The organism is Mycolicibacterium parafortuitum, from assembly GCF_002086815.1.
In the GTDB taxonomy this organism is placed as follows: domain Bacteria; phylum Actinomycetota; class Actinomycetes; order Mycobacteriales; family Mycobacteriaceae; genus Mycobacterium; species Mycobacterium parafortuitum.
This window is the reverse complement of the sequence record NZ_MVID01000042.1, coordinates 1-25,955: the sequence shown is the minus strand read 5'-3', so window position 1 is coordinate 25,955 and position 25,955 is coordinate 1. Positions and strand designations below refer to the sequence as shown.

General features: G+C 70.1%; 20 protein-coding genes. 4 read left to right on the top strand and 16 right to left on the bottom strand.

What is annotated here, in order from left to right; translation table 11 throughout:
* Together BST38_RS27805 and BST38_RS27800 are read right to left on the bottom strand one after the other, a co-directional pair.
* Window positions 1-967, bottom strand: a 967-nt coding sequence (locus BST38_RS27805; RefSeq protein WP_083146760.1) for an esterase family protein, incomplete at its 3' end; no start/stop codon positions are given.
* Between the two features lie 80 nt (window positions 968-1,047).
* Window positions 1,048-1,770 (bottom strand): phytanoyl-CoA dioxygenase family protein, encoded by a 723-nt coding sequence (locus BST38_RS27800; protein ID WP_083146759.1) that lies wholly within the window; start codon window positions 1,768-1,770, stop codon window positions 1,048-1,050.
* A 100-nt stretch (window positions 1,771-1,870) separates the two neighbouring features.
* Between BST38_RS27800 and BST38_RS27795 the strand changes: the two genes are divergently transcribed.
* A complete protein-coding gene (locus BST38_RS27795) occupies window positions 1,871-2,269 on the top strand; it encodes a hypothetical protein (protein ID WP_083146758.1) in 399 nt (132 codons plus the stop codon).
* Window positions 2,270-2,278: 9 nt separating this feature from the next.
* Complete coding sequence (locus tag BST38_RS27790) at window positions 2,279-2,719, top strand: MarR family winged helix-turn-helix transcriptional regulator (RefSeq protein WP_083146757.1); 441 nt, start codon at window positions 2,279-2,281, stop codon at window positions 2,717-2,719.
* 1 nt (window position 2,720) lies between these two features.
* On the opposite strand, the gene BST38_RS27785 is transcribed toward BST38_RS27790, so the two are convergent.
* Window positions 2,721-5,159 (bottom strand): glycogen/starch/alpha-glucan phosphorylase, encoded by a 2,439-nt coding sequence (locus BST38_RS27785; RefSeq protein WP_237160946.1) that lies wholly within the window; start codon window positions 5,157-5,159, stop codon window positions 2,721-2,723.
* Between the two features lie 274 nt (window positions 5,160-5,433).
* Here BST38_RS27785 and BST38_RS27780 point away from each other — a divergent pair, with 274 nt between their 5' ends.
* Window positions 5,434-7,344 carry a sensor domain-containing diguanylate cyclase gene (locus tag BST38_RS27780; RefSeq protein ID WP_083146755.1) on the top strand — a complete coding sequence of 637 codons (1,911 nt, stop codon included), beginning with the start codon at window positions 5,434-5,436 and terminating at the stop codon, window positions 7,342-7,344.
* Here BST38_RS27780 and BST38_RS27775 read toward each other — a convergent pair.
* The 5 genes from BST38_RS27775 to BST38_RS27755 form a co-directional block, all read right to left on the bottom strand.
* The gene (locus BST38_RS27775) at window positions 7,273-8,295 is read right to left on the bottom strand and encodes an NAD(P)/FAD-dependent oxidoreductase (RefSeq protein ID WP_083146754.1); all 1,023 of its coding nucleotides are present in this window, start codon (window positions 8,293-8,295) and stop codon (window positions 7,273-7,275) included. The two genes, BST38_RS27780 and BST38_RS27775, sit on opposite strands and share 72 nt — an antisense overlap.
* Window positions 8,292-8,798: an isoprenylcysteine carboxyl methyltransferase family protein gene (locus tag BST38_RS27770; protein WP_083146753.1), complete on the bottom strand. Its 507-nt coding sequence runs from the start codon at window positions 8,796-8,798 to the stop codon at window positions 8,292-8,294. The genes BST38_RS27775 and BST38_RS27770 overlap by 4 nt, the downstream gene beginning before the upstream one ends.
* A 10-nt stretch (window positions 8,799-8,808) precedes the next feature.
* The gene (locus BST38_RS27765; RefSeq protein WP_083146752.1) at window positions 8,809-9,876 is read right to left on the bottom strand and encodes a type III polyketide synthase; all 1,068 of its coding nucleotides are present in this window, start codon (window positions 9,874-9,876) and stop codon (window positions 8,809-8,811) included.
* Window positions 9,873-12,128, bottom strand: coding sequence for an MMPL family transporter (locus BST38_RS27760; RefSeq protein WP_181792106.1), 2,256 nt, complete (start codon window positions 12,126-12,128; stop codon window positions 9,873-9,875). Before BST38_RS27760 ends, BST38_RS27765 begins: the two co-directional genes overlap by 4 nt.
* 165 nt (window positions 12,129-12,293) lie before the next feature.
* Entirely contained in the window at window positions 12,294-13,070 is a 777-nt protein-coding gene (locus tag BST38_RS27755) for a M15 family metallopeptidase (protein ID WP_083146763.1), read from the bottom strand.
* Between the two features lie 163 nt (window positions 13,071-13,233).
* On the opposite strand from BST38_RS27755, the gene BST38_RS27750 reads away from it, so the two are divergent.
* Window positions 13,234-13,455 carry a hypothetical protein gene (locus tag BST38_RS27750; RefSeq protein ID WP_083146750.1) on the top strand — a complete coding sequence of 74 codons (222 nt, stop codon included), beginning with the start codon at window positions 13,234-13,236 and terminating at the stop codon, window positions 13,453-13,455.
* Here the strand turns inward: BST38_RS27750 and BST38_RS27745 are convergent.
* The 8 genes from BST38_RS27745 to BST38_RS27710 all read right to left on the bottom strand — a co-directional run bounded on the left by BST38_RS27745 (window position 13,452) and on the right by BST38_RS27710 (window position 25,739).
* Window positions 13,452-14,648, bottom strand: coding sequence for an SfnB family sulfur acquisition oxidoreductase (locus tag BST38_RS27745; RefSeq protein WP_083146749.1), 1,197 nt, complete (start codon window positions 14,646-14,648; stop codon window positions 13,452-13,454). The genes BST38_RS27750 and BST38_RS27745 overlap by 4 nt on opposite strands.
* Window positions 14,645-15,820 (bottom strand): LLM class flavin-dependent oxidoreductase, encoded by a 1,176-nt coding sequence (locus BST38_RS27740; protein ID WP_083146762.1) that lies wholly within the window; start codon window positions 15,818-15,820, stop codon window positions 14,645-14,647. Before BST38_RS27740 ends, BST38_RS27745 begins: the two co-directional genes overlap by 4 nt.
* Window positions 15,821-15,966: 146 nt before the next feature.
* Complete coding sequence (locus BST38_RS27735; RefSeq protein ID WP_083146748.1) at window positions 15,967-18,690, bottom strand: cation-translocating P-type ATPase; 2,724 nt, start codon at window positions 18,688-18,690, stop codon at window positions 15,967-15,969.
* Window positions 18,691-18,733: 43 nt separating this feature from the next.
* Window positions 18,734-20,098 (bottom strand): trimethylamine monooxygenase, encoded by a 1,365-nt coding sequence (locus BST38_RS27730; RefSeq protein ID WP_083146761.1) that lies wholly within the window; start codon window positions 20,096-20,098, stop codon window positions 18,734-18,736.
* Window positions 20,099-20,115: 17 nt separating this feature from the next.
* Window positions 20,116-22,419, bottom strand: coding sequence for a trimethylamine N-oxide demethylase (locus BST38_RS27725; protein WP_083146747.1), 2,304 nt, complete (start codon window positions 22,417-22,419; stop codon window positions 20,116-20,118).
* An 8-nt stretch (window positions 22,420-22,427) separates the two neighbouring features.
* Entirely contained in the window at window positions 22,428-22,802 is a 375-nt protein-coding gene (locus tag BST38_RS27720; RefSeq protein ID WP_083146746.1) for a cupin domain-containing protein, read from the bottom strand.
* Between the two features lie 129 nt (window positions 22,803-22,931).
* Complete coding sequence (locus tag BST38_RS27715; protein WP_083146745.1) at window positions 22,932-25,319, bottom strand: lysylphosphatidylglycerol synthase transmembrane domain-containing protein; 2,388 nt, start codon at window positions 25,317-25,319, stop codon at window positions 22,932-22,934.
* 120 nt (window positions 25,320-25,439) lie between these two features.
* The gene (locus tag BST38_RS27710; protein WP_083146744.1) at window positions 25,440-25,739 is read right to left on the bottom strand and encodes a hypothetical protein; all 300 of its coding nucleotides are present in this window, start codon (window positions 25,737-25,739) and stop codon (window positions 25,440-25,442) included.
* Between the last annotated feature and the right edge of the window lie 216 nt (window positions 25,740-25,955).

Here is a 25,955-nt window from a genome sequence, read left to right as displayed (position 1 = left end):
GAGCCGGGGCCGGTGGGGGAGGCGGGTTCAGGAGCCGGACGATGTCGGGTTTCATCGCCTGCAACTGCGCACCCCAGTACCCCCAGCTGTGGGTGCCGTTGGGCGGGAAGTTGAAGATCGCGTTGCGTCCGCCGGCGGCGAGGTACTTGTCGCGGAACTCCTTGTTGGTGTTCAGCGTGATGGTCTCCAGGAACCCGGCGCTGATGCTGGCCCCGAGGTCACCGCCGGCGTCGAGATCCGATGCGACCCCGTCGCCGCAGTAGACCCACAGCGCGGTGCGGTTGGCCACCAGCCGGTTGATGTTCAGCATCGGATCGGCCCGCTGCCACAACGGCGACCCGGGCTTACCCCACATGTCGAACGAGTCGAACCCGCCCGCGTCCTGCATCGCGATGTCGATCAGCGACGGCCACATCTTCTGCGACGGCGCCAGATACCCGGACAGCGACGCGGCGAACTTGTACTGCCGCGGATGCCATGCCGCCATCGTCAGCGCCGCGCTGCCCGACATCGACAGCCCGACGACGGCGTTGCCGAACGGATCCTGACCCCGGTTGGCGGCCAGCCACGTCGGCAACTCGTTGGTCAGAAACGTCTCCCACTTGTAGGTCAGCGTGCCGTTGTTGTTCCTGGCCGGCCGGTACCAGTCGGCGTAGAAACTCGACTGCCCGCCGACCGGCATGATCACCGACACCCCGGACTCGTGGAACCACTCGAACGCGGCGGTGTTGATGTCCCAGCCGCTGTAGTCGTCCTGCGCGCGCAGACCGTCGAGCAGCAACACCGAATGTGGCCCGCCGCCCTGGAATTCGACGCGGATGGTGCGGCCCATCGACGGTGACGGCACGTCGAGCTGTTCGATCGGCAGCCCGGCGCGCGAGAACGCGACCGACTTCGGCGGCGCGGCCACGGTCAGCAGGCCTGCGGCCAGGAGCACCGCGGCGGCGATGCGCGCGAAGAACGTCACGCGCGCGAAGTTACAAGGGCCGCCGCCGCGCGCCGGGGGACGCGCGGGGCGGTGACCGGCTTGTTATCGAGCCGTTGCGGCTATCGAGACGGTGTCACGCCGGACGCCGCCTCGTGGATCCGGCGCGGGTCACGCAGCAGCACCGGCGCCTGGGCCATGAACCGCGGTGTGGCGCCCCGGTGCTCGTCGGCGGCGTGCACGGTGAGCGGGTGCACGACGTACATGTCGCCGGCGGCCCCGGTCGCGTGCGCGACGGGCCGCTGCCGGCTGGCCGGTTCGACCAGTTCGGCCGCGCCGACCGCGTCAAGCCCGCGGTCACCGAGAGCCGCGGCCGCATCGCGGTGAGAGCCGACGCGGATCCGGGTCGGTGCGTCGTCGGCGCCGACGTCGGACAGCAGCGTCAGCAGCAGCACCGTGTGCGGCCGCGCGCTGACCGTCCACGTCCCGTCGGGCCGTTGCGTGTTCAGGTCGAGATGCCAGCCGCGGTCCTCGGCGGGCGGGGACACCGGGAACCGCACCGGGATGTTGCCGAGCGCACCGCGCGGTACCCACGCACCGGCCCCGCACACGTCGTCCAGTGCCGCGGTCAGTGCCGGGCTGCGGCAGAGCTCGCCGAACGGGCCCTCACCGGTCATGTCGGCCGTCCACACCACCGGCTGCGTCCATGAGCCCGGATCGTCGGGGTCCAGTCCGCGATCCCGGTGCAGGCGCGCCCACAGCAGCGCCCGCGCCGCGTCGGCGACCCCGCGCGGCACGGCCGCGGGAATCCTGACGAAACCATCGGCGACGAACGCATCGACCACGGTCCGAGGGTGGCACGGCCGCGGCGCTGCGAGCCAATGCTTTTCGGGCGCGCCGCGCGTACCGGACGCGCAGCGGCCCGCCGTGCGTCATGGTGGACACATGGCGAAACCGAAAGTGCCCAGCCCCGGTGACCTGGTGGCCGCCGCGCAGGAGGCGGCCGAGGCCGCGCAGGCCGCCGCCACCAGCGCGCTGCGGATCCCGCCCGCATCGCTCAAACTCGCGGCCGAGATCCCCGACCTGGTCGAGAATCTGGCCACCGCGACCGAACGGCTGAACCAGGCCGTCGACCGGATGGAGCGTTATCTCGCGCTGGCCGCACCGATGCTGCGCACCATGGACGCGATCCTGCCCCAGCTCGAGGCGCTGGTCGCGACCGGCAACGACGTCTACCGGGCGGTGTCGTCGGTGCCGGGGGTCTCGACGCTGGGCCGCTTCACCGGCCGCGGCGGCGGCGAGCCCGCCGGCCCGCAGAAGCCGGAACCAAAACCGAAGCGCTAGCGTGGGCGAGTGCACGCCCGTCGCGCGGAACAGTTGGCCGACCTCGCCGACCTCGTGACGGCCGTGGCCCGCGCGGTGAAGGCACAGGCGTCCGCGGACCCGGCCGTGCTGGACCTGTCGGTGACCGAGGTGACCGTGCTGCGCTACATCGACCACCATCCCGACGTCAGCCCCAGTGTGGTGGCCGCAGGCACCGGGCTGCAGCGCAGCAACCTCAGCCGCGCGCTTCGCGATCTGGAGGCCAAGGGGCTGGTGCGACGGACCGCCGACCCGGCCGACAACCGGCAGGCGGTGCTGCACTCCACCGAACTGGCCGCGGCGAATCTGCAACGCCTGCGGGCGATCTGGGCGAGACTGCTGGACGACGCCCTGGAGGCGTCCGGCGAGGAGCACGACATCGGCGCGGCGCTGCGCCTGCTCAACGCGCTGGAGCGCGGCCTCTACGGGTGAATCAGTCCAAGTCGACCGACATCGGCCGGACACCCCAGATCTCGTCGCAGTACTCCCGGATGGCGCGGTCGGACGAGAACTTGCCGCTGCGCGCGGTGTTGCGGATCGACATCCGCGACCACGAGTCGAGATCCAGCCACGCCCGCGACACCTCGTCCTGGCAGTCCACGTACGAGCGGTAGTCGGCCAGCACCAGGAACGGATCGTCGTGGACCAGGTTGTCGACGACCGGGCGCAGCACCTCGGTGTCGCCGTGGGTGAACTCACCGCTTGCGATCAACTCCAGCACGCCGGCCAGTTCCGGATCCCGCTCGATGTAGCTCACCGGACGGTAACCCTCGGCCTTGACCCGCTCGACCTGACCCTCGGTGAGCCCGAACAGGAAGAAGTTCTCGGCACCGGCCTCCTGGCGGATCTCGACGTTGGCGCCGTCGAGCGTGCCGATCGTCAGCGCGCCGTTGATCATGAACTTCATGTTCCCGGTGCCCGAGGCCTCCTTGCCCGCCGTGGAGATCTGCTCGGACAGGTTCGCCGCCGGATAGACCAGGTGGGCGTTCTTGACGTTGAAGTTCGGCAGGAACACCACTTTCATGCAGCGGTTGACCTCGGGGTCGGCGTTGATGGTCTCGCCGACCGCGGTGATGAGCTTGATGATCCGCTTGGCCATGAAGTAGCCGGGCGCGGCCTTGCCGCCGAAGATGAACGCCCGCGGCGGGATCGTCAGCCCCGGGTTGGTCTTCAGCCGCAGGTACAGCGCGATGATGTACAGCACCATCAGGTGCTGGCGCTTGTACTCGTGGATCCGCTTGACCTGCACGTCGAACATCCACGTCGGGTCCAGTTCGATGCCGGTGGCCGAGTGCACGTACTCGGCGAGCCGAGCCTTGTTGGCACGCTTGACCTCCCGCCACCGGGCCCGGAACGCCGGGTCGTCGACGAACGACTCCAGCCCGTGCAGGCGTTCCAGGTCGGTCAACCAGCCCGGCCCGATCGTCTCGTCGAGCAGGCCGCGCAGCCCCGGATTGGACAGCGCGAGGAACCGCCGCGGCGTCACCCCGTTGGTCACGTTGCCGAACTTCTCCGGCCACAGGTCGTAGAAGTCTTTGAGCACACTGCTTTTCAGCAGCTCCGAATGCAGCGCCGCGACGCCGTTGACGGCGTGGCTGCCGACGGTCGCCAGGTGCGCCATCCGCACCCGCTTGCCGCCTTCTTCACCGATCAGCGACATCCGGCGCACCCGGTCGTCGTCGCCGGGGAAGCGATCCCGCACCTCGTCGAGGAAGCGTTCGTTGATCTCGTAGATCAACTCCAGATGACGCGGCAGCGCCTCGCCGAACATGCCCAGCGGCCAGGTTTCCAGCGCCTCGGGCAGCAACGTGTGGTTGGTGTAGCCGAACGTGCGCACCGTCAGATCCCACGCGTCGTCCCACGCCAGCTGGTGCTCGTCGATCAGCAGCCGCATCAGCTCGGCGACCGCGATCGACGGGTGGGTGTCGTTGAGCTGGATCGCCCACTTGTCCGGCAGGGTGTGCAGCGGCAGGTGCGCGCGCTGCAGGTGGATGTTGAGGATGTCCTGCAGCGAGCACGTCACGAAGAAGTACTGCTGCAGCAACCGCAGTCGCTTCCCGGCCTCGGGCTCGTCGTTCGGGTACAGCACCTTCGAGACCGTCTCGGAGACGACCTCCTCGTCGACGGCCTTGTAGAAGTCGCCGGTGTTGAACGCCTCCAGCGCGAACGACTCCACGGCCCGCGCGCTCCACAGCGTCAGGGTGTTGCACGTGTTGACGCCGTAGCCCTGCACCGGGGTGTCGTAGGAGACGCCCTGCAGCACCCGCTGCGGCACCCAGCGCACCCGCAGCTTGCCGGTGACGTCCTCGTACTGTTCGGTGTGCCCGCCCCAGTTGACGACATAGTTGGCGTCCGGCTTGTCGATCTCCCACGGGTTGCCGTGCACGAGCCAGTTGTCGGTCTTCTCGACCTGCCAGCCGTCGACGATCTCCTGCCGGAAGATGCCGAACTCGTAGCGGATGCCGTAGCCGATCGACGGCCGCTCCAGGGTCGCCAGCGAGTCCAGATAGCACGCGGCGAGCCGGCCGAGCCCGCCGTTGCCCAGCCCCGGCTCGCCCTCGCAGGCCAGGATCTCGTCGAGGTCCTGGCCGAGGTCGGAGAGCGCCTCGCGCGCTTGCTTCTCGATGCCGAGGTTGAGCAGGTTGTTGCCCAGCTGCGGACCCATCAGGAACTCCGCCGACAGGTAGCAGGTGACCTTCGCCGACAGGTCCAGCCAGTCCTGGGTGGTGGCCATCCAGCGCTTCTGCATCCGGTCCCGCACGGCCAGCGACAGCGCGCGGTAGTAGTGCTCCGGGGTCAGCGCGGCGGCCGGGCGCGCGATCGAGTACACCAGGTGGTCCTTGACGGCAGCGCGCAGCGCGTCGGCCGTCATGCCTGAGCGGGTCTGACCCGTCGGCCCGACCGGCGTGCCGTTGACCTCGACGGAGTTGCCCGCAGGGGTCACGACTGCAGGGTTGACCACTGAAGGGTTCACCACATCGGTCACGGATTCTCCTTCGTCGGCGGCGTGGACTGTCGAAACTAGTACGGACGCGTCATTGTGGCGTCCCCGCGTTTCGGTACTGCGTCAGGAATGTGAACGGCGCGAGGCCCGGCACGGCGTGTGCCGGTTGCCGAGTCGAATATTGACGCGGTTGACTGTCGGGGTGGCTGTGGGACGGGACCGAGGGGACGCGCACAGCGCAGACGACCCCGCCGGTGCCGTCCCGCCCCTGTGGCGGCTGATCGGCTGGACGCTGGCCGTCGGCGCGCTGTGCCTGCTGGTGCGCGGACTCGTCTACACCGAGAACTGGTCGTATGCGATGGCGTGGCCGGCGGTCGCACCGCAACTGGTCGCGCTGCTGACCGCGCCGCGCAGGCAGTGGCCGGTGTATCTGGCCGCGTTCGCCGCCGTCCAGATCATCACGGCGCGCGCCGTGTTCGACCTGACACCCGAACTCGGCGTGCTGTCGACGATGGCGACGGCGGTGTTCGCCGCGGCCCTGTTGCACCGCGACCGGGACTGGGTCAGCGGGCGCACCGACTCGCTGGGCGGATGGCAACGGTTCCTGGTGTTCGGGGTGCTGCTGGCGCCGCTGCTGGCCGCCCCGATCGGGATCGCCGGGTTGCTCCTCAACGAGGAGATCCCGCTGACCTCCCAGGGCCTGCTCTACGCGGCGATGGCGTGGTACCTGACCGAGGCCGTCGGCATCGCGTTCCTGGTGCCGCTGCTGCTGCGCTGGGACCACTACCTGCGCAGGCACAGCTGGAGCGAGGTGCTGTGGTTCGCGGCGATGACCGCCGCGACCGTCGGGATGTGTGCGGCCTCGGCCACCGAGACCAGCTTCGTGCTGGTGTTCCTGACCGGGCTGCCGGCGCTGCTGGTGTTGATCCGGTCCGGGATCGCGGCGGCATTCGCCGAGATGGCCGTCGGCGCGGCGCTGGTGCTGGGCATCACGTTCGCCGGCTACGGTCCGTTCGCCGCGTCGCTGGACAGTCCCGGGCAGGCGATGATCTCGGCCCAGGTGTTCGTGCTCGGCGCGTTCACGATGGTGGTGCTGGTCGCGGCCGCGCTGGAGGACCGGACGCGGCTGGCCGTGCTCGACAACGCCAGCTACCAGGCCTACGAACTGGTCGCCGAACTGACCGGTGACGTGGTGATCGTGGTCGACGGCGACGGCAACGTGTTGCGCCGCGCCTCGCCCGGTCACGAGATCCTCGCCCTGCCGGACGGGCCGCTGACCAAGGAGGCGTGGCTGGCGCAGGTGCATCCCGACGACCAGGCCAGCCGGGCCGGTTTCCCCGAGACCGCCGAGACGGGACCGTCGGCGCCGTTCCGGATCCGCAAGCGCGACGGCGAGTGGGGCTGGTACGTCGTGCACAGCAGGCGCACCTCCGACGGGCTGACCGTCGCGGTGCTGCGCGACGTGACCCTGGAACGCGAGGTGCAGGACTCGCTGACCGACATGGCCAACACCGACCCGCTGACCGGGCTGGCCAACCGGCGCGGCCTGGCGCAGCGGGCCGCCGAGATCTGGTCACGCGCCCGCGCGGACGGCGAACAGGTCACCGCGCTGTTCGTCGACCTCGACCACTTCAAGTCGTTCAACGACCTCTACGGCCACCAGGCCGGCGACGAATGCCTGCGCCGGGTTGCCGACGTCCTGCAGAACCTCGCCGGCCCCGAGGTGTGCGTGCCCGCGCGCTACGGCGGTGAGGAGTTCGCCGTGGTGCTGTCCGGTTGCGATGCGCCGCACGAGTTCGCCGGCGGGCTGGCGGCCGCGATCCGGGCGCTCAACATCCCGCACCTGGGTTCGGACTCGGGGAAGGTGACCATCAGCGTCGGCGTCGCGACGCTGCGGCCGTGGCGCACCGCGGACACCGACCCGGAGGCGGTGGTGGCCGAACTGCTCGACCGAGCCGACCGGGCGCTGTACGCCGCCAAGGCGCGGGGCCGCAACGCGATCTCGATCTACGCCGGTGATCGCTCCGCGGTCGCCGACCGGTCAGTCGCCGATCAGGTTGACCACTCCGGCGAACACCCGCGGGAGGCCGCTGGCCGCGGGCACGACGAATGAACGAAGCGGTGAGGTGCAGGCGCCCAGCATCGCCGCGGTGATCAACCGGTAGCGCCGGGTCGCGCGGCGCCACTGCGCCTCGTAGTCGCCGGGCCGGTCGGCGCTCACACAGTCGACGAGCAGCCGGGCCGCCGCGAACGACAACCCGAGACCCTCGCCGGTCAGAGCGTCGACGTAGCCTGCCGCGTCGCCGACCAGCAGCACCCGGCCCGCGACCCGGCCGCGCACCCGCTGCCGCAGCGGACCCGCCGCGTGGTCGGCTTCGTGTGTCAGCCCGGCGAGTCGCTCCCGCAGCGCCGGGAACGCGTCGAGGTGCTGGTCGAAGCCGCCGCGCCGCGAGGTCAGGATCGCGATGCCGACGCAGTCGTCGGCCACCGGGGTCACGTACGCCTCCCCGGCGCCGGGTACATCGGACCAGTACACCTCGACGAAGTCGCTCCACGGCGGCACGGCGAAATGGCGCTTCAACCCCCAGCGCCGGGGCCCGGACGCGGGCAGCTCCAGTCCCAGCGCGGACCGGATCGGAGAGTGCAGGCCGTCGGCGGCGGCCAGGTAGCGGGCGCGGATGCCGTTGACGCTCACCGAGTCCGCGTCCTGGGTCACGGGGCCCGCCTTGGCGTGCACGAGTTTCACGCCGGCGCGTTCGGCCTCGGTGAGCAGCGCCGCGTGCAGCGTCGTGCGGCGCACCCCGAGCCCGCCGCCCGCGGCGAACGGCGCGGTGACGGCGTGGCGGCGGTCGAAGTAGGAGATGCCGCGCAGCGCCCGGCCGGACGGCTGCGCGCCGAGCGCGTCGAGGTGGCGCACCGCGTGCGGCATCAACCCCTCGCCGCACGCCTTGTCGATCGGGCCGGTGCGCTTCTCGATGACGACGGTCTGCAGACCCGCCCTGGCGGCGTGCACGGCGGTGGCCAGACCCGCGGGTCCGCCCCCGGCCACCACCAGGTCGATCATGCCGTCAGCGATTCGAGCGCCTTGTTCTCCACCGAGATCCGCACCCACAGCAGCACCGCGTTCGCGGCGGTGAACACCAGCGCGGTGATCCACGCGGAGTGCACCAGCGGCAGCGCGATGCCCTCGGCGACGACCGCGACGTAGTTCGGGTGGGAGAACAGCCGGTACGGCCCGCGGGTGACGCGCCCGGCGTTCGGGACCACGACGACGCGGGTGTTCCACTGGTGCCCGAGCGTCGTGATGCACCACCAGCGCAGGACCTGGGCGGCCACCGCGACGGCGAACATCGACCAGCCCAGTGCCGGGATGAACTCGCGGTGCGCGGCCTCGAGGAGGCAACCGACCAGCAGCCCGGTGTGCAGCACCACCATGACGGGGTAGTGGCCCGCGCCGAACTCGACGCCGCCGTGCGCCCGGCTCCACTTCAGGTTGCGTTGGGAGACAACGAGTTCAGCGACGCGTTCGACCGCGACCGCGGCGATCAGCAGGGTGTAGGCGAGCATGGCCGGTTCCTCAGCGCCACCGCAGCAGGACCAGCTCGGAGCAGAAGCCCGGCCCCATCGCCATCAGCAGCCCGGGCGCGCCGGGCGGGGGATTCTTGGCGCGGGTGTCGCGCAGGATGTGCAGCACCGACGACGACGACAGGTTGCCGACCTCGGCGAGCGAACGCCAGGACAGTTCCAGCGCGTCGTCGCCGAGATGCAGTGCCGCGGTGATCGCCTCCATCACCTTCGGACCGCCCGGATGCGAGATCCACGTCGCGATGTCGCCGACGGCGAGGTCATGGTCGCCGAGAAAGCCGGCCATGTCGTCGGGCAGATAGCGTTCGATCAGCTCGGGCAGATCCGGTGACAGGATCAGCTGGAAACCGTTGTGGTTCACCGCCCAGCCCATGATGTCGAGGGAATCGGGATACATCCGGCTGCGCGTGTCGAGCACCTCGGGCCCGGCCGCGCCCAGCGCGTCCGCGCGCTGCGGCCCGACCGCGATCACCGCTGCCGCGCCGTCGCCGAACAGCGCGCTGCCGACCAGGCTGCCGATCGTCGGCTCCAGTGCCGGCCGGGTCAGCGAGCACAGCTCGACCGAGACCAGCGCGGCCACCTCACCGGGTGCCCCGCGCAGGTAGTCGTGCATGCGGGCGATGCCGGCCGCACCCGCCACACATCCGAGGCCGAACAACGGGATCCGCTTGACGTCGGGCCGCAGCCCGAGCAGGCCGGCGATGCGGGCGTCCAGCGACGGCACCGCGATCCCGGTGACCGTCGTGGTCATGATCATGTCGAGGTCGGCCGGTGTCAGGCCGGCCTCCTCGAGCGCGGCGGTCAGTGCCGCACAGCCGAGTTCGACGGCGTGCTCGATGTACAGGTCATTCGCCGCTCCGAAATCCAGCAGATCGGGATACTGCTCCAGTGGCAGCACCAGGTGGCGGGCGTCGACCTTCGCGTTGGCGTGCAGGCTGCGCAGCACGTCGCCGACACCGGCGAACGCGGGGGCGGCCAGGAAGGCCTCGGTGACCTCGGCCTGGGTGTATCTGTGCGGGGGCAGGGCGCCCTGGACGCCCGCGATGACACTGGTACTCATGTGACGACCTGCTCTGTCGATTCGGCGGTGGTGGGGGAAGCAGTGGGGCCGGGCTCTTCGGTGAGGCCGAGGCGGCGGTGGACGCGTTGCAGGAACTTCGGTGCCCACCAGTTCACGCCGCCCATAAGGTGCATGAACGCCGGGACGAGCACCATCCGCACCAGCGTCGCGTCGACGAGGACGGCCAGGGTCAGACCGAGGCCGAACATCCGCATGAACGACACGTTGGCGGCGATCAACGCGGCAAAACTGATCGACATGATCAGGGCCGCGGCGGTGATGATGCGTCCGGTATGGGCGATGCCGAGCGCCACCGCCTCGTCGTTGTCGTGGCCGTGGTTGCGGAACTCGCGGATGCGCGCCACCAGGAAGACCTCGTAGTCCATCGACAGGCCGAACGCGATGCAGAACAACAGCACCGGCATGTTGGCCACCAGCGTGCCCGTGGAGGTGGTCCCGAGCCCGGCCAGGTGGCCGTCCTGGAAGATCCACACCAGCGCACCGAACGCCGCGGTCAGCGAAAGCATGTTCAGCACAAGGGCTTTGATCGGGACGACGACGCTGCCGGTGAGCAGGAACAGCAGCACGAACATGATCACCGCGATCAGGCCGAGCACCAACGGCATCTTCGAGGTGATCGCGTCGACGCTGTCGCGGTTGATCTGCGCGGTGCCGGTCATCTGTACGTCGCGCCCGCCCGGGCCCGGCACCGCGTGCAGCCGGTCGAGCTGGGTCTCCGACGCGTCGGAGAACAACGGCGCGTTGCTCGTTACGGTCAGGAACACGCTGCCGTCGTGTTCACCGGCAGGTGCGGACGGCGGCCCGGCCTGGGCGCCGTCGACGAACGTGCCGGTCGGCGCCGACACCGCCGGGACGTCGGGCACCCGGGACAGCTCGGCGGCGTAGCTGGACAGGTCCGCCGGGGTCAGCCCGGCCGCATCGGGCACCACGACGGTGACATTGGTGTCGGTGTTGTCGGCGAACTCGGTGCGCAGCTGGTCGCCGACCTGATGGGCGGACGCCGACGCGGGCAGCACCCGGTCGTCGGGGAAGCCCCACTTCACCCCGAGGAAGGGGGCGCCGAGCACCACCAGCAGCGTCACCACGACGAGGCCGAGCGGTAACGCGCGGCGCATCACCGACCGGGCGCAGCGGTACCAGAACCGCTGCTCGACCGGCACCGGTTGCGGGTCGGGCCGGCGCAGCACGCGGCGGGCCAGCTTGTGCACGTCGAGGGAGTTCAGCCGGTCACCGAGCAGCGCGAGCGCGGCGGGGGTGACGATGACCGCCGCGGCGGCCGCGAACGCGACGGTGGCCACCCCGGCGTAGGCGAACGATTTCAGGAAGTGCATCGGGAACAGCACCATCGCCGACATCGACAGCGCGACCGTCGTCGCCGAGAAGATCACCGTGCGGCCCGCGGTCGTCATCGTGCGCCGGATCGCCTGCGGGCGCGGCGCGCCGGCGGCCAGCTCGTCGCGGTAGCGCGACAGGATCAGCAGGGTGTAGTCGATGGCCAGTGCCAGCCCCATCGCGGTGGCCAGGTTCAGCGCGAAGATCGACACGTCGGTGGCGTAGGTGACCAGCCGTAACACGGACATGGCGCCGACGATCGCCATCCCGCCGATCGCGACCGGCAGCGCGGCCGCGACCAGGCCGCCGAACACCCAGACCAGCACCAGGAAGCTCAGCGGGATGGCCAGCCCCTCCATCACCAGCAGATCGCGCTGGGACTGTTCGGTGATTTGCACGTTGACCATCGCGGTGCCGCCGGTGCGCACCACGATGCCGTCCCGGTCGCGGGTGACCCGGTCGGAGATCTCCTTGGCGTAGGTCTGCTGCTGGGCTTCGGTGCCGGTGATCCCGGCGACGATCAGCGCCGCGGTGCGGTCGCGGCTGACCAGGTCGGCGGCCACGGCCGGCGGCGCCGACCACGGCGAGGACACCTCCGCGACGTGCGGGTCGGTCTTGAGGTCGTCGACGATGCCGGTGCCGACGTCGTGCACCCGGGGAGCGTCGATCCCGTCGGGCGATGACACCACGATCAGCATCTGGACGTCGCCCTGGCCGAACTTGTCGGTCAGCAGCGTCGCGGCGTGCGCGGACTGCGAACCCGGGTCGGAGAATCCGCTCGGTGACAGGTCCTTGGCGACGGGCAGGCCGAAGACCGCCATCGCGGCGGTCAGTACCGCCGCGGCCATCAGGATGCGCCGTGGCGCGGCTAGTGCCCAGAGGGCGATCCGATCGAGCAGCGCAGTCTCCGTCCGAGGAGAAGGAATGCTTTATTGAACGACACGAAGTACCCCCTGCGGGGGTTCACCGTCGCGCGGGCACGCCGCTGCGCCGTTTCGGGCAATCCTTCCTTGCGACGGCACCAGACCGTCTTATTGACATGATCGTCGATAACGGCCGCGGATCTAGGGCATTTCGAAGTGCTGGTAGTCCAGTGGGCTGCGCCAGTGCCCGCCCCACGCCCAGCCGCGGTCGGTGAACGCCGTCACCGCGGGGTCGCCGTCGTGCAGCATCCCGGGGTCGGTGCGGGCGCGGTCGACCCACAGACCGGCATTGGCCGGCTCGTAGGCGCCGCCGGCCGGGACAAACGGGTTGAGTTTCGGGTTGACGTCGATCGCGCGGCCGTACGCATGCCACGACCAGCTGCTCGATCCCGGGATGCCGCGGCAGTTGAACGCCGAGGTGTTGTTGTCGCGCATCGACAGCTCGTCGTCGCCGCCCGGGTAGTGGTCGACGGTGCGCATCCGTTCGATCGGATACCGCAGCTCGTGCAGCGCCGCGAACACCTCGATGACCTGGTCGGTGAGGTCGCGGTGTACCACCAGCTCGCCGCGGTGAGGCTGCCCGTCGAAGCCCCAGTAGTCGAGCTCCACGCGCCGAAGTTCGTCCGGCGCGGCCGGGCAGCCGGGCCGCCAGGTGTCCCCGAGTTCGGTGGCGGTGACGGGGTGGACCGCGGGTGGGGTGGGCACTGGGGTGTCGGGCACTGTCGGGTTGGGCACTGGGGTGTCGGGCACTGGGGTGAGGCGGCGGATCGTCTCCGGCGGCAGCGGTGCGGACTCGGAGGCGGACGGGGCGGCCGGTTGCGTCGCCCGGGGCGGCTCGGACGCCGCCGTGCACGACGCCAGCAGTACCGCCAGCAGTGCCGCCGCCGGCACCGACGAGATGGGGCCTGCGATCCTCACGGTCGCCAAGCTACCAAGGCCCGTTCTCGTGGTTAGTAGCCCTAATCGATTCTGTTAGTAGGGCTTTCGAAATTGACGGTTACATCACAACATGGCGATCCTTGATGTGACTTACGTCATCGTCAGGTTATATTTGTGTCCGTCATCACAGAGAGGACGTGTCATGGTTGGAATCGGTGACGGTGCAATGGTCCCGCAGCCTGTCGACTCGCCCCGTGCTGCGCACGCGCCCGGGCAGGTCAACTGGGCACTGGCGATCTTGATGATGATGATCCTGATCGCCGCGATCGCCGGTGTGGTGGTCGCGCTCTTCAGCGGTATGCCCACGCTCGCGCTGGTGATCGCGCTGGTCACCGGCGCCGTCTTCGCCGGAGTCGCCTGCTAGATCTGGCCGTGCCGGGGCGGCCGGGTACCGGAGAGCGTGTACCGGCCGATGTGCTGCACCTTCCACCGCGTCGGGTCGTGCAGCGTGTGCGTCCGCGCGTCCCGCCAGTACCGCGACAGGTTGGCCGAGGCCCCCGCGCTGCGGGTGCCGCCCAACTCGAACAGCGACGTCGACGCCTCCAGACACGCCCGCACCGCCGCAACCTTGGCCGCCGCGACCGCGATCGAGGCCTCGGCCGCCGAATCCTCCGTCAGGTCCGCCGTGGCCGCGTCCAGCGTGCGCGCCGCCTCGGCCAGCAGGGCCTGCGCTCCGCGCACCGTGACCGTCAGCTCCCCGGCGACGGTGATCAGCGTCGGGTCGTCGACCGCCGCGGTCACCGCCGCCTCGAAATGCGGCCGGGCCTTCGCGACCTGCGCGACACCGGCCTCCAGCGCGCCGGTCGCGATACCGACGTCGATCGCGGCATGCCATAGCTGAGCCCGCGCCCCGTAGGTGGTCGGCACGGTGAAGATCGGCGAGAACGGCACCACATGCTCGGCGGGCACCGCGACGCCGTCGAGCGTCACCGTCCCGGACGCGGTGGTGCGCTGCCCCATGCCGTCCCAGTCGTCGACGATGTCGAGGCCGGCAGCGTCGCGCGGCACGAACGCGACGGCCTTCGGTGTCTTGTTGGTCGGCACGGCACCGGATCCGTCGCTCAGGGAGGCGCGCACGACCACCCAGTCGGCGAACAACGCGCCCGTCGAGTAGAACTTGCGGCCCGTCAGCGTGTAGCCGTCGGCGCCCTGGACCAGCGTCGTGGCGTCGACGTCGACGGTGTGCGGCCCCCGTTCGGACTGCGCGTTGGCGAACAGCGCGCCGTCGAGCACCCGCTGATAGAAGAACCGTTGCTGGTCGGGGGAGCCCTGCAGCCGCAGCGCCTCCAGGAACACGAAGTGCGAGTGCGGAATCTGTGACAGCGACGGGTCGGCGTGCGCGAACAACCGGAACACCTCGGCCAGCACCGTCGCTGATACATCGAGACCGCCGTACTCGCGCGGCACCGACAGGGCCAGCAGCCCGGATTCCTTGAGCGCCTTGATCTGATCGTGCGGCAGCTCGCGGTCGGCGTCGCGGGTCGCGGCGTCGGTGGCGAACCCGGCGGCCAGATCGCGGGCGACGGCGAGTGCGTCGTGCGCCGACGCCGGTGTCACCGGGCTGCCCCGACGAACGGGATCGACGTCGGCGCCGCGGATCTCACGTCAGCGTCGAACAGCCCGCGCTCGCGCAGCAGAGGCACCACACCCTCGCCGAGCCAGTAGAGCTCCTCCAGGTGCGGATAGCCGGAGAAGATGAACTCGTCGATGCCGACCTCGACGTACTCGGCGATCCGCTCGGCGACCTCGGTGTGACTGCCGACCAGCGCGGTGCCCGCGCCGCCGCGCACCAGGCCGACCCCGGCCCACAGGTTCGGTGCGACCTCCAGTGAGCGGGCGTCGTGCCAGCTGCCGTTCTCGCGGTGCGCCTCGTGCAGCGCGAGCATCCGCTTCTGTCCCTCGGACTGGCTGCGGCTCAAGCCTTCCTGCGCCGTGCGCACGGTCTGCTCGTCGAGCGCGCCGACGAGCCGGTCGGCCTCGGCCCACGCCGCGTCGGCGGTATCGCGGGTGATCACGTGCAGCCGGATGCCGAACCGCACCTGCCTGCCCTCCGCGGCCGCCGCCCGCCGGATCCAGTCCACCTTCTCGGCCACCGCGGCCGGCGGCTCCCCCCAGGTGAGGTACACGTCGGCGTGGCGTGCCGCGACCGGACCCGCGGCGGCGGAGCTGCCGCCGAAATACAACGGCGGCACCGGATTCGGCAGCGTCGCCAGCGATGCGTCCTCGACCTTGATGTGCTCGCCGTCCAGCGACACCGTCTGCCCGTCCCACAGTCGGCGCACTACGTCGAGGAATTCGTCGGCGCGGGCGTAGCGGCCGTCCTTGTCGAGGTGGTCGCCGAACGCGCGCTGCTCGTGCGCCTCGCCGCCGACGACGACGTTGAGCAGGATCCGGCCCGGCGCGTGCCGCGCGAACGTCGCGGCCATCTGCGCCGACAGCGTCGGGCTGACCAGGCCGGGTCGGAACGCGACCAGGAACCCGAGCGACGTGGTCTCGCGCGCCAGCAGCGCGGCGGTGATGAACGCGTCCTCGCACCACGCACCGGTCGGGATCAGCGCACCGGTGAAGCCGAACGTCTCGGCTGCCCGCACGATCGAGGCGAGGTAGTCGATGGACGCGTCACGGTCGCCGTGCGCCGCGCCGACCGGGGTGCCGTGCCCACCTCCGACGATCAGCCGGCTGTCGCCGTAGGTCGGAAGGAACCAGTGCAGCTTGATCGCGTGGGTCACCGCGGGATAGTGCCCACCGCGGACGGCCAAGTCACGGGTTTACCTCACGGCGACTTTTAAGTCGCGAGACCGCCACCAGGGTAGTTCCGCGCCCCGCGCAGCAACCCTGGTGGCGGTCTCGCGAGGTGGCAGCCAGAAGCCCAGGCCTAGAAGCCCAGCCGCAGCCCGACGGCCTTGGCGGCCTCGACCACCAGGAAGATCACCACCGAGAACGCCAGCCCGACGAGCCAGCCCAGCAGCGGGATCGGCGCGGAGTGGAACCACGCGTTCATGAACGGCGTGTAGATGAAGACCAGCTGCAGGACCAGCAGCGCCGCGGCCATCCGCCACACCCACGGATTGCCGCGCAGCACCGCAGGCCGCAGGCTGGTGGAGTTCACGAACCGGCAGTTGAACAGGTAGGCCAGCTGACCCAGGGCGAGCATGTTCACCGCTGCGGTCTGCGCCACCGGGAGCGGATAGCCGCCGGCCAGCCCGAGGAAGTACACCGCCAGCGCCGCGCCGGCGACCAGCACCGACACCAGCGCGATCATCGACACATCCGCCAGGCGCACCACCGGTTGACCCGCCGGCCGCGGCGGCCGCGACATCAGGCCGTCCTCGGCGTTCTCGAAGACCAGCGCCAGCGCCAAGGTCACCCCGGTCACCAGGTTGACCCACAGGATCTGCACCGGCTGCAGCGGCAGCGCGAACCCGAACAACACCGCCACCAGGATGACCAGCGACTGAGAACCGTTGGCGGGCAACAGAAACAGCACCGACTTGCGGATGTTGTCGTAGATCCGGCGGCCCTCCTCGACCGCTCGTTCGATGGTGGCGAAGTTGTCGTCGGCCAGCACGATGCCCGCCGCCTCTTTGGTGGCCTCGGTGCCCTTGACCCCCATCGCCACCCCGATGTCGGCGCGGGTCAGGGCCGGTGCGTCGTTGACGCCGTCGCCCGTCATCGCCACCACCTGGCCTTCGGCCTGCAGCGCGCTGACGATGCGGATCTTGTGCTCGGGGCTGGTACGCGCGTAGACGTCCACCTCGCCGACCGCTTCCCGCAGCCGAGGTTGACTCATCGCCTGCAGTTCGGAGCCGGTCAGGGCCGGGGCGTCGGCGCTTTCGACGATGCCCATCTCGTGCGCGATGGCCTTCGCGGTGCCGACGTGATCGCCGGTGATCATCTTCACCCGGATACCGGCGCTGTGGCAGTTCGCGATCGCGTCGACCGCCTCGGGGCGGGGTGGGTCGACGATGCCGACCACGCCGAGGAACTCGAGGCCGTCCTCGACATCGCCGAAGCCGGCCTCGTCGCCGCCGTGGTGGGCGCGTCGCGCCGCGGCGAGGACCCGCAGGCCCCGGCGGCTCAGCTCGTCGATTCGCGCGTGCCAGAAGGGCGTGTCGAGCGGTTCGGCGACCCCGCCGCGCAGCTGGGTGGCCGACCGTTCGAGCAGCCGGTCCGGCGCCCCCTTCACGTGCAGCCACCGCCCGCCGTCCGGGTCCTCGTCGAGGGTGACCATGAACTTGTGCGCCGAATCGAACGGGAGCTCGTCGATGCGGCGCATCGGCGTGTCGATCCCGGCCTTGTGGGCCAGCGCGCGCAGCGCGCCCTCGGTCGGTTCCCCGACCACCCGCCAGTGCCCGTCGACCTCGGTGAGCCGGGCGTCGTTGCACAGCGCCATCACGTGAACGAGCGCGCCCAGGTCCGGATGGTCGTCCAGCGCGACGGCGGCGCCGTCGATCTCGATGTCGCCGAGCGGGGCGTAGCCGGCGCCGGTGACGCCGTAGACGTGACGGGTGGTCACCACGGTGCGGGCCGTCATCTCGTTGCGGGTCAGCGTCCCCGTCTTGTCCGAACAGATCACCGTGACCGACCCCAGCGCCTCGACCGCGGGCAGTTTGCGGGTGATCGCGTTGCGCCGCGCCATCTGCTGCACGCCGAGCGCCAGCGTCACGGTCACCACGGCCGGAAGACCCTCCGGGATGGCGGCCACCGCGAATCCGATCGCCGCCGAGATCAGCTCCTCGATGGTGAACTGGTGGATGAGCCTGCCGATGATCAGCATCGCCGCGGCCATCGCCAGGATCAGCACCGACAGCTGGCGGCCGAACTGCCCCAGCTTGCGGGTCAGCGGCGTGTCGATGCCCTCGACCTCGGAGATCATCGTCTGGATGCGGCCGATCTCGGTGGCGGTGCCGGTGGCGGTGGCGACACCGACTCCGGTGCCCGCGGCCACGATGGTGCCCGAGTAGACCATCGACGTGCGGTCGCCCAGGCCGGCGTCGGATTCGACATGGGTGACGTCCTTGGCCGCCGGCACCGACTCCCCGGTCAGCGCGGACTCCTCGACCCGCAGGTTGTTGACCTCCAGCAGCCGCAGGTCGGCAGGCACGCGATCACCGGAGCCGATCCGCACCACATCGCCGGGCACCACGGATTCGGCGTCGACGTTGGTCCACTGGCCGTCGCGCAGCACCCGCGCCGACACCGACAGCATCTCGCGGATGCTGTCGAGTGCCTTCTCGGCCTTACCCTCCTGCAGGTAGCCGACGACGCTGTTGATGATCGCGACCGCGCCGATGACCGCGGCGTCGATCCAGTCGCCGAGGATCGCCTTGAGGACGGCGGCCGCGACGAGGATGTAGATCAACACGTTGTTGAACTGGGCGAGGAACAGCATCACCGGCGAGCGGTGCGGGGGTGCGGGCAGCCGGTTCGGGCCGGTCCGGGCCAGCCGGGCCGCGGCCTCGGCAGAGGTCAGCCCCTCGGCGCTGGTCCGCAGCGCCGCGAGGATGTCGACCCGGCTGCGCGCGTGGGCGAGGCCGGCGAAATCACCGTCCCCAGAACTCGACGGGCGGGCTTCGGAGACGTTTCCCTCGCGCGTCATCCTCCGATGCTGTCGCCGCGCTGCCCCCGGCGCAACCTGCCCGCTAGCCTCGCCGCAGGAAGCGGGCCAGGCTGTCGTCGAGTTCGTCCCACCATGTGGTGTGCGGCGTCGGCCCGACGGTGCCGGTGCACGGCGACGCGAACGACTTGTCCCGGTAGCCGGTGATGCTCTCGTCCTTGTCGTGCTCCCAGGTGACGAAGTGCTGCCGGACCAGGTCCAGGTCGAAGTCCGGGTAGTCGGTGAGCGCCATCAGGTCGCGCACGTAGTCGGTCTGGAAATCGATCTGGCCCTCGACGCTGTCGACCGCGGCGTATTTGGCCAGCCACGCGTCGACGTCGGCGGCCATCGCGTCGGCGTCCGGCAGCGCGAGCCGGCCCAGCACCACGTCACGCGCCACGAAGGCCTGCGCGTCGAACATGTTGAACGTGTAGAACTGGTCCTGCATCCCGAGGTAGAGCAGCTTCGGATTCGCGGTCCACACCACGCCCTTGTACAGCCCGCCCGGGTAGAGGTTGTTCGGGGTGACCAGCCGCAACTCGGGATCCAGGAACGGGAAGTTGTGCTGATAGCCGGTGCACAGGATGATCGCGTCGACGTCGCGGCTGGTGCCGTCGCAGAAATGGGCGGTGCGGCCCTCGACGTGCGACAGCGCGGGCACCTCGCTGATCCCGTCCGGCCAGCCGAACCCCATCGGCGCGTTGCGATAGCAGATCGTCACCGACGCGGCGCCGTACTTGCGGGACTGCAGCGCGATGTCCTCGGCCGAGTAGCTGCTGCCGAGGATCAGCAGGTTCTTGCCGGCGAACTCGACAGCGTCGCGGAAGTCGTGGGAGTGCAGGATCCGCCCCGGAAACGTCGCGAAGCCCGGGTACTCCGGCACGTTCGGCGTGGAGAAGTGCCCCGTCGCGACGATCACATGGTCGAAAACCTCTGTGCTGAGCGTCGTTTCAGTGCCCTCCCACGATTCGGCGGCCTCCCACGATTCGACGGTGAGCGTGAAGGTCTGGGCGGCGTCGTCGAACGTCACCTCACGCACCGCGGTGTCGAACCGGATGAACTGGCGCACATTGCTCTTCTTCGCGCGGCCGGCGATGTAGTCGAACAGCACCTCGCGCGGCGGGAACGACGGGATCGGCCCGCCGAAATGCTCGTCGAAGGTGTAGTCGGAGAACTCCAGGCACTCCTTGGGGCCGTTGGACCACAGATAGCGGTACATGCTGCCGTGCACCGGATCTCCGTGCGCGTCGACACCGGTGCGCCACGTGTAGTTCCACAGGCCGCCCCAGTCGCTCTGCTTCTCGAAGCACACCACCTCGCCGACGTCGATGCCGTCCTGGCGGGCCTGTTCGAACGCGTGCAGCTGCGCCAGACCGCACGGGCCTGCTCCGATCACGGCGATACGGGACATCATCTCTCCTCGGGGCGTCATGACCGCGGGCGGGTCTTGTCGGGGTCGTAGAACGGAATGGTGGTGACGGTGGCCGGGATTCGCTTGCGGTGGCCGTCGAGCTTGCCGATCTCGACGCGGGTTCCCGGCTGGGCGTGGGTGACGGCGATGCGGCACAACGCGATGCTGGCCCGCAGGACCGGTGAGCGGGCCGCGCTCGTGACGACCCCGACCTGCGTGCGGCCGATGTGCACGCAGTCCCCGTGTGCGGCGGTCTCGTTGCCGTCCAGCCGCAACCCGACCAGGACGCGCTGCGGGTGCGCCTTGCGTTCCACGAGGGCGTCGCGGCCGAGGAAGTCGTCGGCCTTGGTCTTCAGCGGCACGGTGAACCCGATGCCCGCCTCGAACGGGTCGGTCTGCTCGTCGAATTCGTGGCCCGCGGCGACCAGCCCCGCCTCGACGCGCAGCATCTCCAGCGCCTCGAGTCCCAGCGGCGCCAGCCCGTAACGCAGGCCGGCGTCTGCGACTCGGTCCCACACCGTCTCGGCGTCACCGGGATGCACCCACAGCTCGTAGCCGAGCTCCCCGGTGTACCCGGTGCGCGACACCACCAGTGCCGGCCCGTCCGGGCCGTCGAGGCGCCCGATCAGGAAGCGGAACCAGCCGAGGTCGCGCAGCGCGGGTTGCCCGGGCGGGCTCCAGATCAAGTCGGCGAGCAGGTCTCGGCTCGACGGACCCTGCACCGCGAGGTTGTGCATGTGGTCGGTCGAGTCCTTGACCCACACCTGGTCCAGGCCGAGGCGTTCGGCCTGGGTGCGAAGCCAGATCCCGTCATACGGGTCGCCGCCGATGAAGCGGAAGTTGTTGTCGCCGAGGCGAAGCACCGTGCAGTCGTCGACGACGCCCCCGGACTCGGTACACATCGCCGAGTAGACGACCTGACCGCGGGAGAGGCGGCGGATGTCGCGGGTCACCGTGGCCTGCAGCAGCGCCTCGGCGTCGGGGCCGAGCACCTCGAACTTGCGCAGCGCCGACAGATCCATCACCGCGACACGTTCCCGGCACGCCCAGTACTCCTGGTGCGGGCCGTGGTTGTCGAAGCTGTTGGGCAGCCAATAGCCGTTGTACTCGGTGACATTCGTCGTCAGCGCGCCGGTGCGGGACGCGAACGCGGTGGGTTTGGTGAGCACGGGTTCGGAGTCCGGCGTCAGCCGGTGACCCACCGCCACAGAGAACCTCCTCGTGGAGTCGTAGACGCGGACATGGATGTCGGTCGGCACCCAGCCGTTTGCGGGATCGATGTCGTCCGGGCACGCCGAGGACGCGCACACCAGATCCGCCGACGCCCGGAACAGCACGTAATCGCCGGGACGCGACCACGGTTCGTCGCTGATCAACTGATGCTGGGCGTCGAACGCGGTGTTGTAGAACAGGTTCAGCGCCGCCCAGCCCTGCCGGGGTGCGACGCCGAAGCGGGACAGCGCCGCGTTGAAGTTGTCGGTGCAGTTGACATGCCCGGGGTAGCCCATGTCGGCGTAGTACTTCGCGGTGCACGCGAGCGCGAACGTGTCGTGGCGGCCGACGGTGTCGCGGACCACCTCCACCAGCGGGCGTGCCCGGGAGTCGAAGAACTTGCCGGCCAGGCCGGGCTGCGGGTACGCACCGCCGCCGATGGTGCGGGTGGTGGTGGCGTCGAGCCCGAACTCGTTGCCGTCGCCGAGGGAACGCGCGTCGAAGGCGAGGAAGTCCGAGCACTGCCGTCCGGCGACGTCGATGACCTGGATGAACTGACCTTCGCGCACCTGGTACGACGACGCGGTCGCGGCGTCGATCCGCAGGTCGAACAGCGGTTCGGCCAGCGGCGGCGGCAACTCGGGCACCTCGATGCGACGGGGGTCGGCGCGATGCACCTCGACACGGACCTCCGACGGCGGGTTCGGGTCGTCGGCCGTCAACAGCATCGGGGCGGCGGGGGCGGCGATCAGCACGACGGCGTCGGCGTCGACGCGGAACGCCGCGCGCGATCCGGCGGGGGAGTGCTCGCCGAACAACCGTGTCGCCGTCGACCGCTGCTGATCGACCCGGTGACGGGCCAGAAGGGTCAGGATCCGCGCTGCGGCGTAACCGTTCTCGTCGGGGCCGGGCTCGAGGCGGCGCAGCACGGACGCCGCGGTGTCGGGGATGGCGTCGGGGACCGCGTCGGCGACCGCGCGCGGATCGGTGGCCAGCACCGTCAGTTCGGCGGGTTGGCGGCCGTACTGGTCGACGACCTCGACCCGGTCGCCGGCGAACACCGTGACGGCCGTGACCGATCCCGGGGCAACCCGGAAGCGTTCGGCCACAGGGCTTTTCAGGGCGCGAAAGAGCGGTAGCCGACGTAGAACGCCAGGGCCCGGGATGGGGTGGAGAAGAGGATGCGGGAACCCTTCGGGAAGAAGATCGCGTCCTTCTCCTTGGCGATCTGCACCTGTCCGGTGTCCGGATTCTCCAGCCGGAACTCGCCTTCGAGGACGACCTTCATCTCGTCGTAGTCGTAGTAGTAGTCCAGCGGGGCGTCGGTGTGGCGCAGTTCGAAGTAACCCGAGGACATCGGCACCCCGCCCGGGTTGACGTACACATCGTCGATGAATCCCTCGGTGGCGGGGTACTTTTCGAGCGACATCTGCGGAAGCTGTTGCCAGAAGCCGGATGTCACCAGGAACGTCGGGGCGGCGATACTCGTCATGGAGCCTCCAGGAAATCTCATTGAGGGAAACTTCGTCTGTTGAGAGGAAACCATGCGTGGGTTTCGGTGAGATTACTGCGGCGTTTCTCTTACCGGTGAGTTGGCGACGGGCGCGGTCGGACCCGGCTGCTAAACCATGTCGTTCTTGGTCAGCCACCGCATGATCGGCCAGCCGACGAACACCGGCAGCCAGCAGGTCAGGATCCGGTACAGCAGCACCGCGGGCACCGCGACGGCGGCCGGGACACCGAACGCGGCCAGGCCACCGATCAGCGCGGCCTCCACCGCGCCGACACCGCCGGGCGTCGGGGCCGCCGAGGCCAGCGTGCCGCCGACCATCGTCACGATCGTGACGGTGACGAAGCTGGCGTCGCCGCCGAACGCCTCGATACTGGCCCACAGCGCCAGCGCCGCACCGAGTGTGGTTGCCGCGCAACCCAACACGATCAGCGCGAGCCGCTTGGGTTCGCGCGCCAGCAGCGCGAGGTCGTCCATCACCTCTTTGAGCTTCGGGCGTACCGCGGTGGCCAGCCAGTGCCGCAGCTTCGGCACGAACAGCGACACCCCGACCGCGCCGAGCACCACACCGGCGATCAGGTACAGCGCGGTCGCACTCGGTACGAACCGCGACAGGTTCGCCGACGCGCCCGCCACCGCGGAGAACAGGATCAGCAGCGTGACGTGGGTGATCACCTGCACCGACTGCTGCAGCGCCACCGCGGTGGTGGCGCGCAGTGCGCCGAGCCCGCCCTTCTGCAGGAACCGGGTGCTCAGCGCGAGCCCGCCGACCCCGGCAGGCGTCGTCGTCGCGGCGAACGTATTGGCCACCTGCATCACGGTCAGCGACCGGAACTTCACCATGCCGTCGGCACAGGCCCACAGCGCCGCGGCCGCGCCGACATACTTCAGCGCCGACACCGCCAGCCCGAGCAGCGCCCACCACCAGTTGGCCGACCGCAGCTCGGAGAAGAACACCGGAGCCGAGCTGATGAACGGGTACGCGACGTAGACCAGCGCGACCAGCAGCACCATCTGGATCACCTGGTTGCGGGTGAAGCGGGTGATCGTCGCGGTCTTGATCTGGTCGGCGCCGGTCTGGAACTTCACCTCGTCGCGCAGCTTGGCCATCGCCGAACTGGCGTCCCACACCGAGTCCCGCACCCGTTTGGGGACGGCGGCCTTGGTGAGCCGCCGCGACGCGGCCAGCACCACGTCGTTGCCGAACACGGTGATCGCGGCGGCGACGGCCTTCGGGGCGCCGTACAGGTCGGCGGTGGTCACGAGCAGCTGGGCGATGTCGGTGTGCAGATGGGCTTCGGAGGCGCCGTACTCGGCGTAGGTGAACCCGCCGAACACCGGGGTGCCGTCGACGACGGTGATCTTGTTGCGGCGCAGATCGCCGTGGGAGATCTGCTGGCTGTGCAACACCCCGAGGGAATCCCACACCCGCGTGACCGGGGTGTCCTCGGAGCACAGCGCCAGCGGGGTGCCCTGGGGGGGTTTGTGCGCATAGATCGTCCAGCCGCGCTCGAGCGTGGCCACCGCGATCGGCGACGTGTTCGCCATGCCGAGGTTGCCGACGGCCAGCGCCATCAGTGCGCGGTGCTCGACGGCGCGGCGCATCGACGTCTGAATCGGCGCGGTCTCGTCGTCGCGCAGCCGCAGCTTGACCCAGAACTGCCGCAGGAAGCCGCCGCCGCGTTGGTGCGGGCCGTACAGCTCCACGATCGCGATCTCCGGCTCGGTGCCCTCGGACGCGGCCGAGGCGGCGTCCAGCACCAGCGGGCCCCGGCCCGCCGGGCGCACCACGCGCAGCGCCGCCGGCTCGAAGCCGCGCCGGATCAGCGCGCGCACCGCCCCGTCGAGCGGGACCTCGAGCGCCGGGGTGCCGCTGACCAGGACCACCAGCGCGCCGACGAACCAGCCGACGGCCAGCCCGAGCAGCGAGCGGGCCGGCACCACCGCCGAGACCACCAGGTGGATCGGGACAAACGCCAGCAGCAGCGCCCACCACCAGCGCCGCCACCGCGCGGGCAGCCACGGCCCGGACACCGTCAGCACCGCGGCGAGCATCGCGATCCAGCGCGGATCGTCGAGGAACTGCGACAGCACGGTGTCGAGCCGCTCGGTCAGGTCGAAATGCCAGCGTGGTGCCGCGATGCCGTTGCCGGTGATCGACAGCGCCAGGATCGCGATGACACCAGCGGCCGCGTAGGCGCCGAGCAGCTTCCACTGCCGGGCCGCGATCAGCCCGATCAGGATGACGAACGGCAGCGCCAGGATCGCGACGCCGTAGATCAGGTAGACGGTGTTGGACTGCGCCGGGCTGAGCACCCCGACGATCCCCGAGATGGATTTCTCCAGTGCTTCCCACTCGTAGCGGGTGATCAGCGAGCTGGTGACGACGACGACCAGGAACGCCCCGGCGATGGACAGCCGGACGATGTCATTGGTGCGCCGGGTCAGCGGCTGGAGCAGGCTGCCCGAGACAGCGACGTCCCGCCCGTCAACTCGCATATGTCAACGATCTCTCCGATTGCTTGGGGAACCGCACTCGGCTCACCGACAAAATAGCGACTTCTCGGTGACGATCGGTAAAGGCGGGACGGGAGGGGGCCGCGTGGCGGCAGCCGCCGGCTAGCGGACCGCGACGTAGACCACCTGTTCCCCGCCGCGGATCTGGTCCGGATCCCAGGCCATCTGCCGGGTCGCGGCGCCCGGACGCACGGACACCACAGACGCCTCCGACAGCGGGGCGTCGGAGAGCCGGTCGACGATCACCTGCTTGCCGAGCGACACCAGCTGGCTGATCGTGTCGTTCGCGTTGCCCGGGCCGGCCGGGGCGGCGGCCGACGGGGCGGCCAGCCCGAGCGCGGCCGAGCCCAGACCGATGGCCACACCGGTGGCCAGGCCGAGGGCGACCTTCACATACTTCATCGGGGTTCCTGCTCTTCCCTGGATACGGGTCGAAGCCGTGGAGCGGATCTCGCGGGTTCTGTTCAGACTGTTTGTTAAACGGCCAAGTCCGCGAATTAATTTCAGGTGAACCGGGTGCTCGACCTCACCCCCGAGATTGCATCCACACAGGAAAAGATCGACTTGGATTCAAGCGGTGGCTGCAACGAATGTGGACGGGTCTGACAGTAGTCGGTC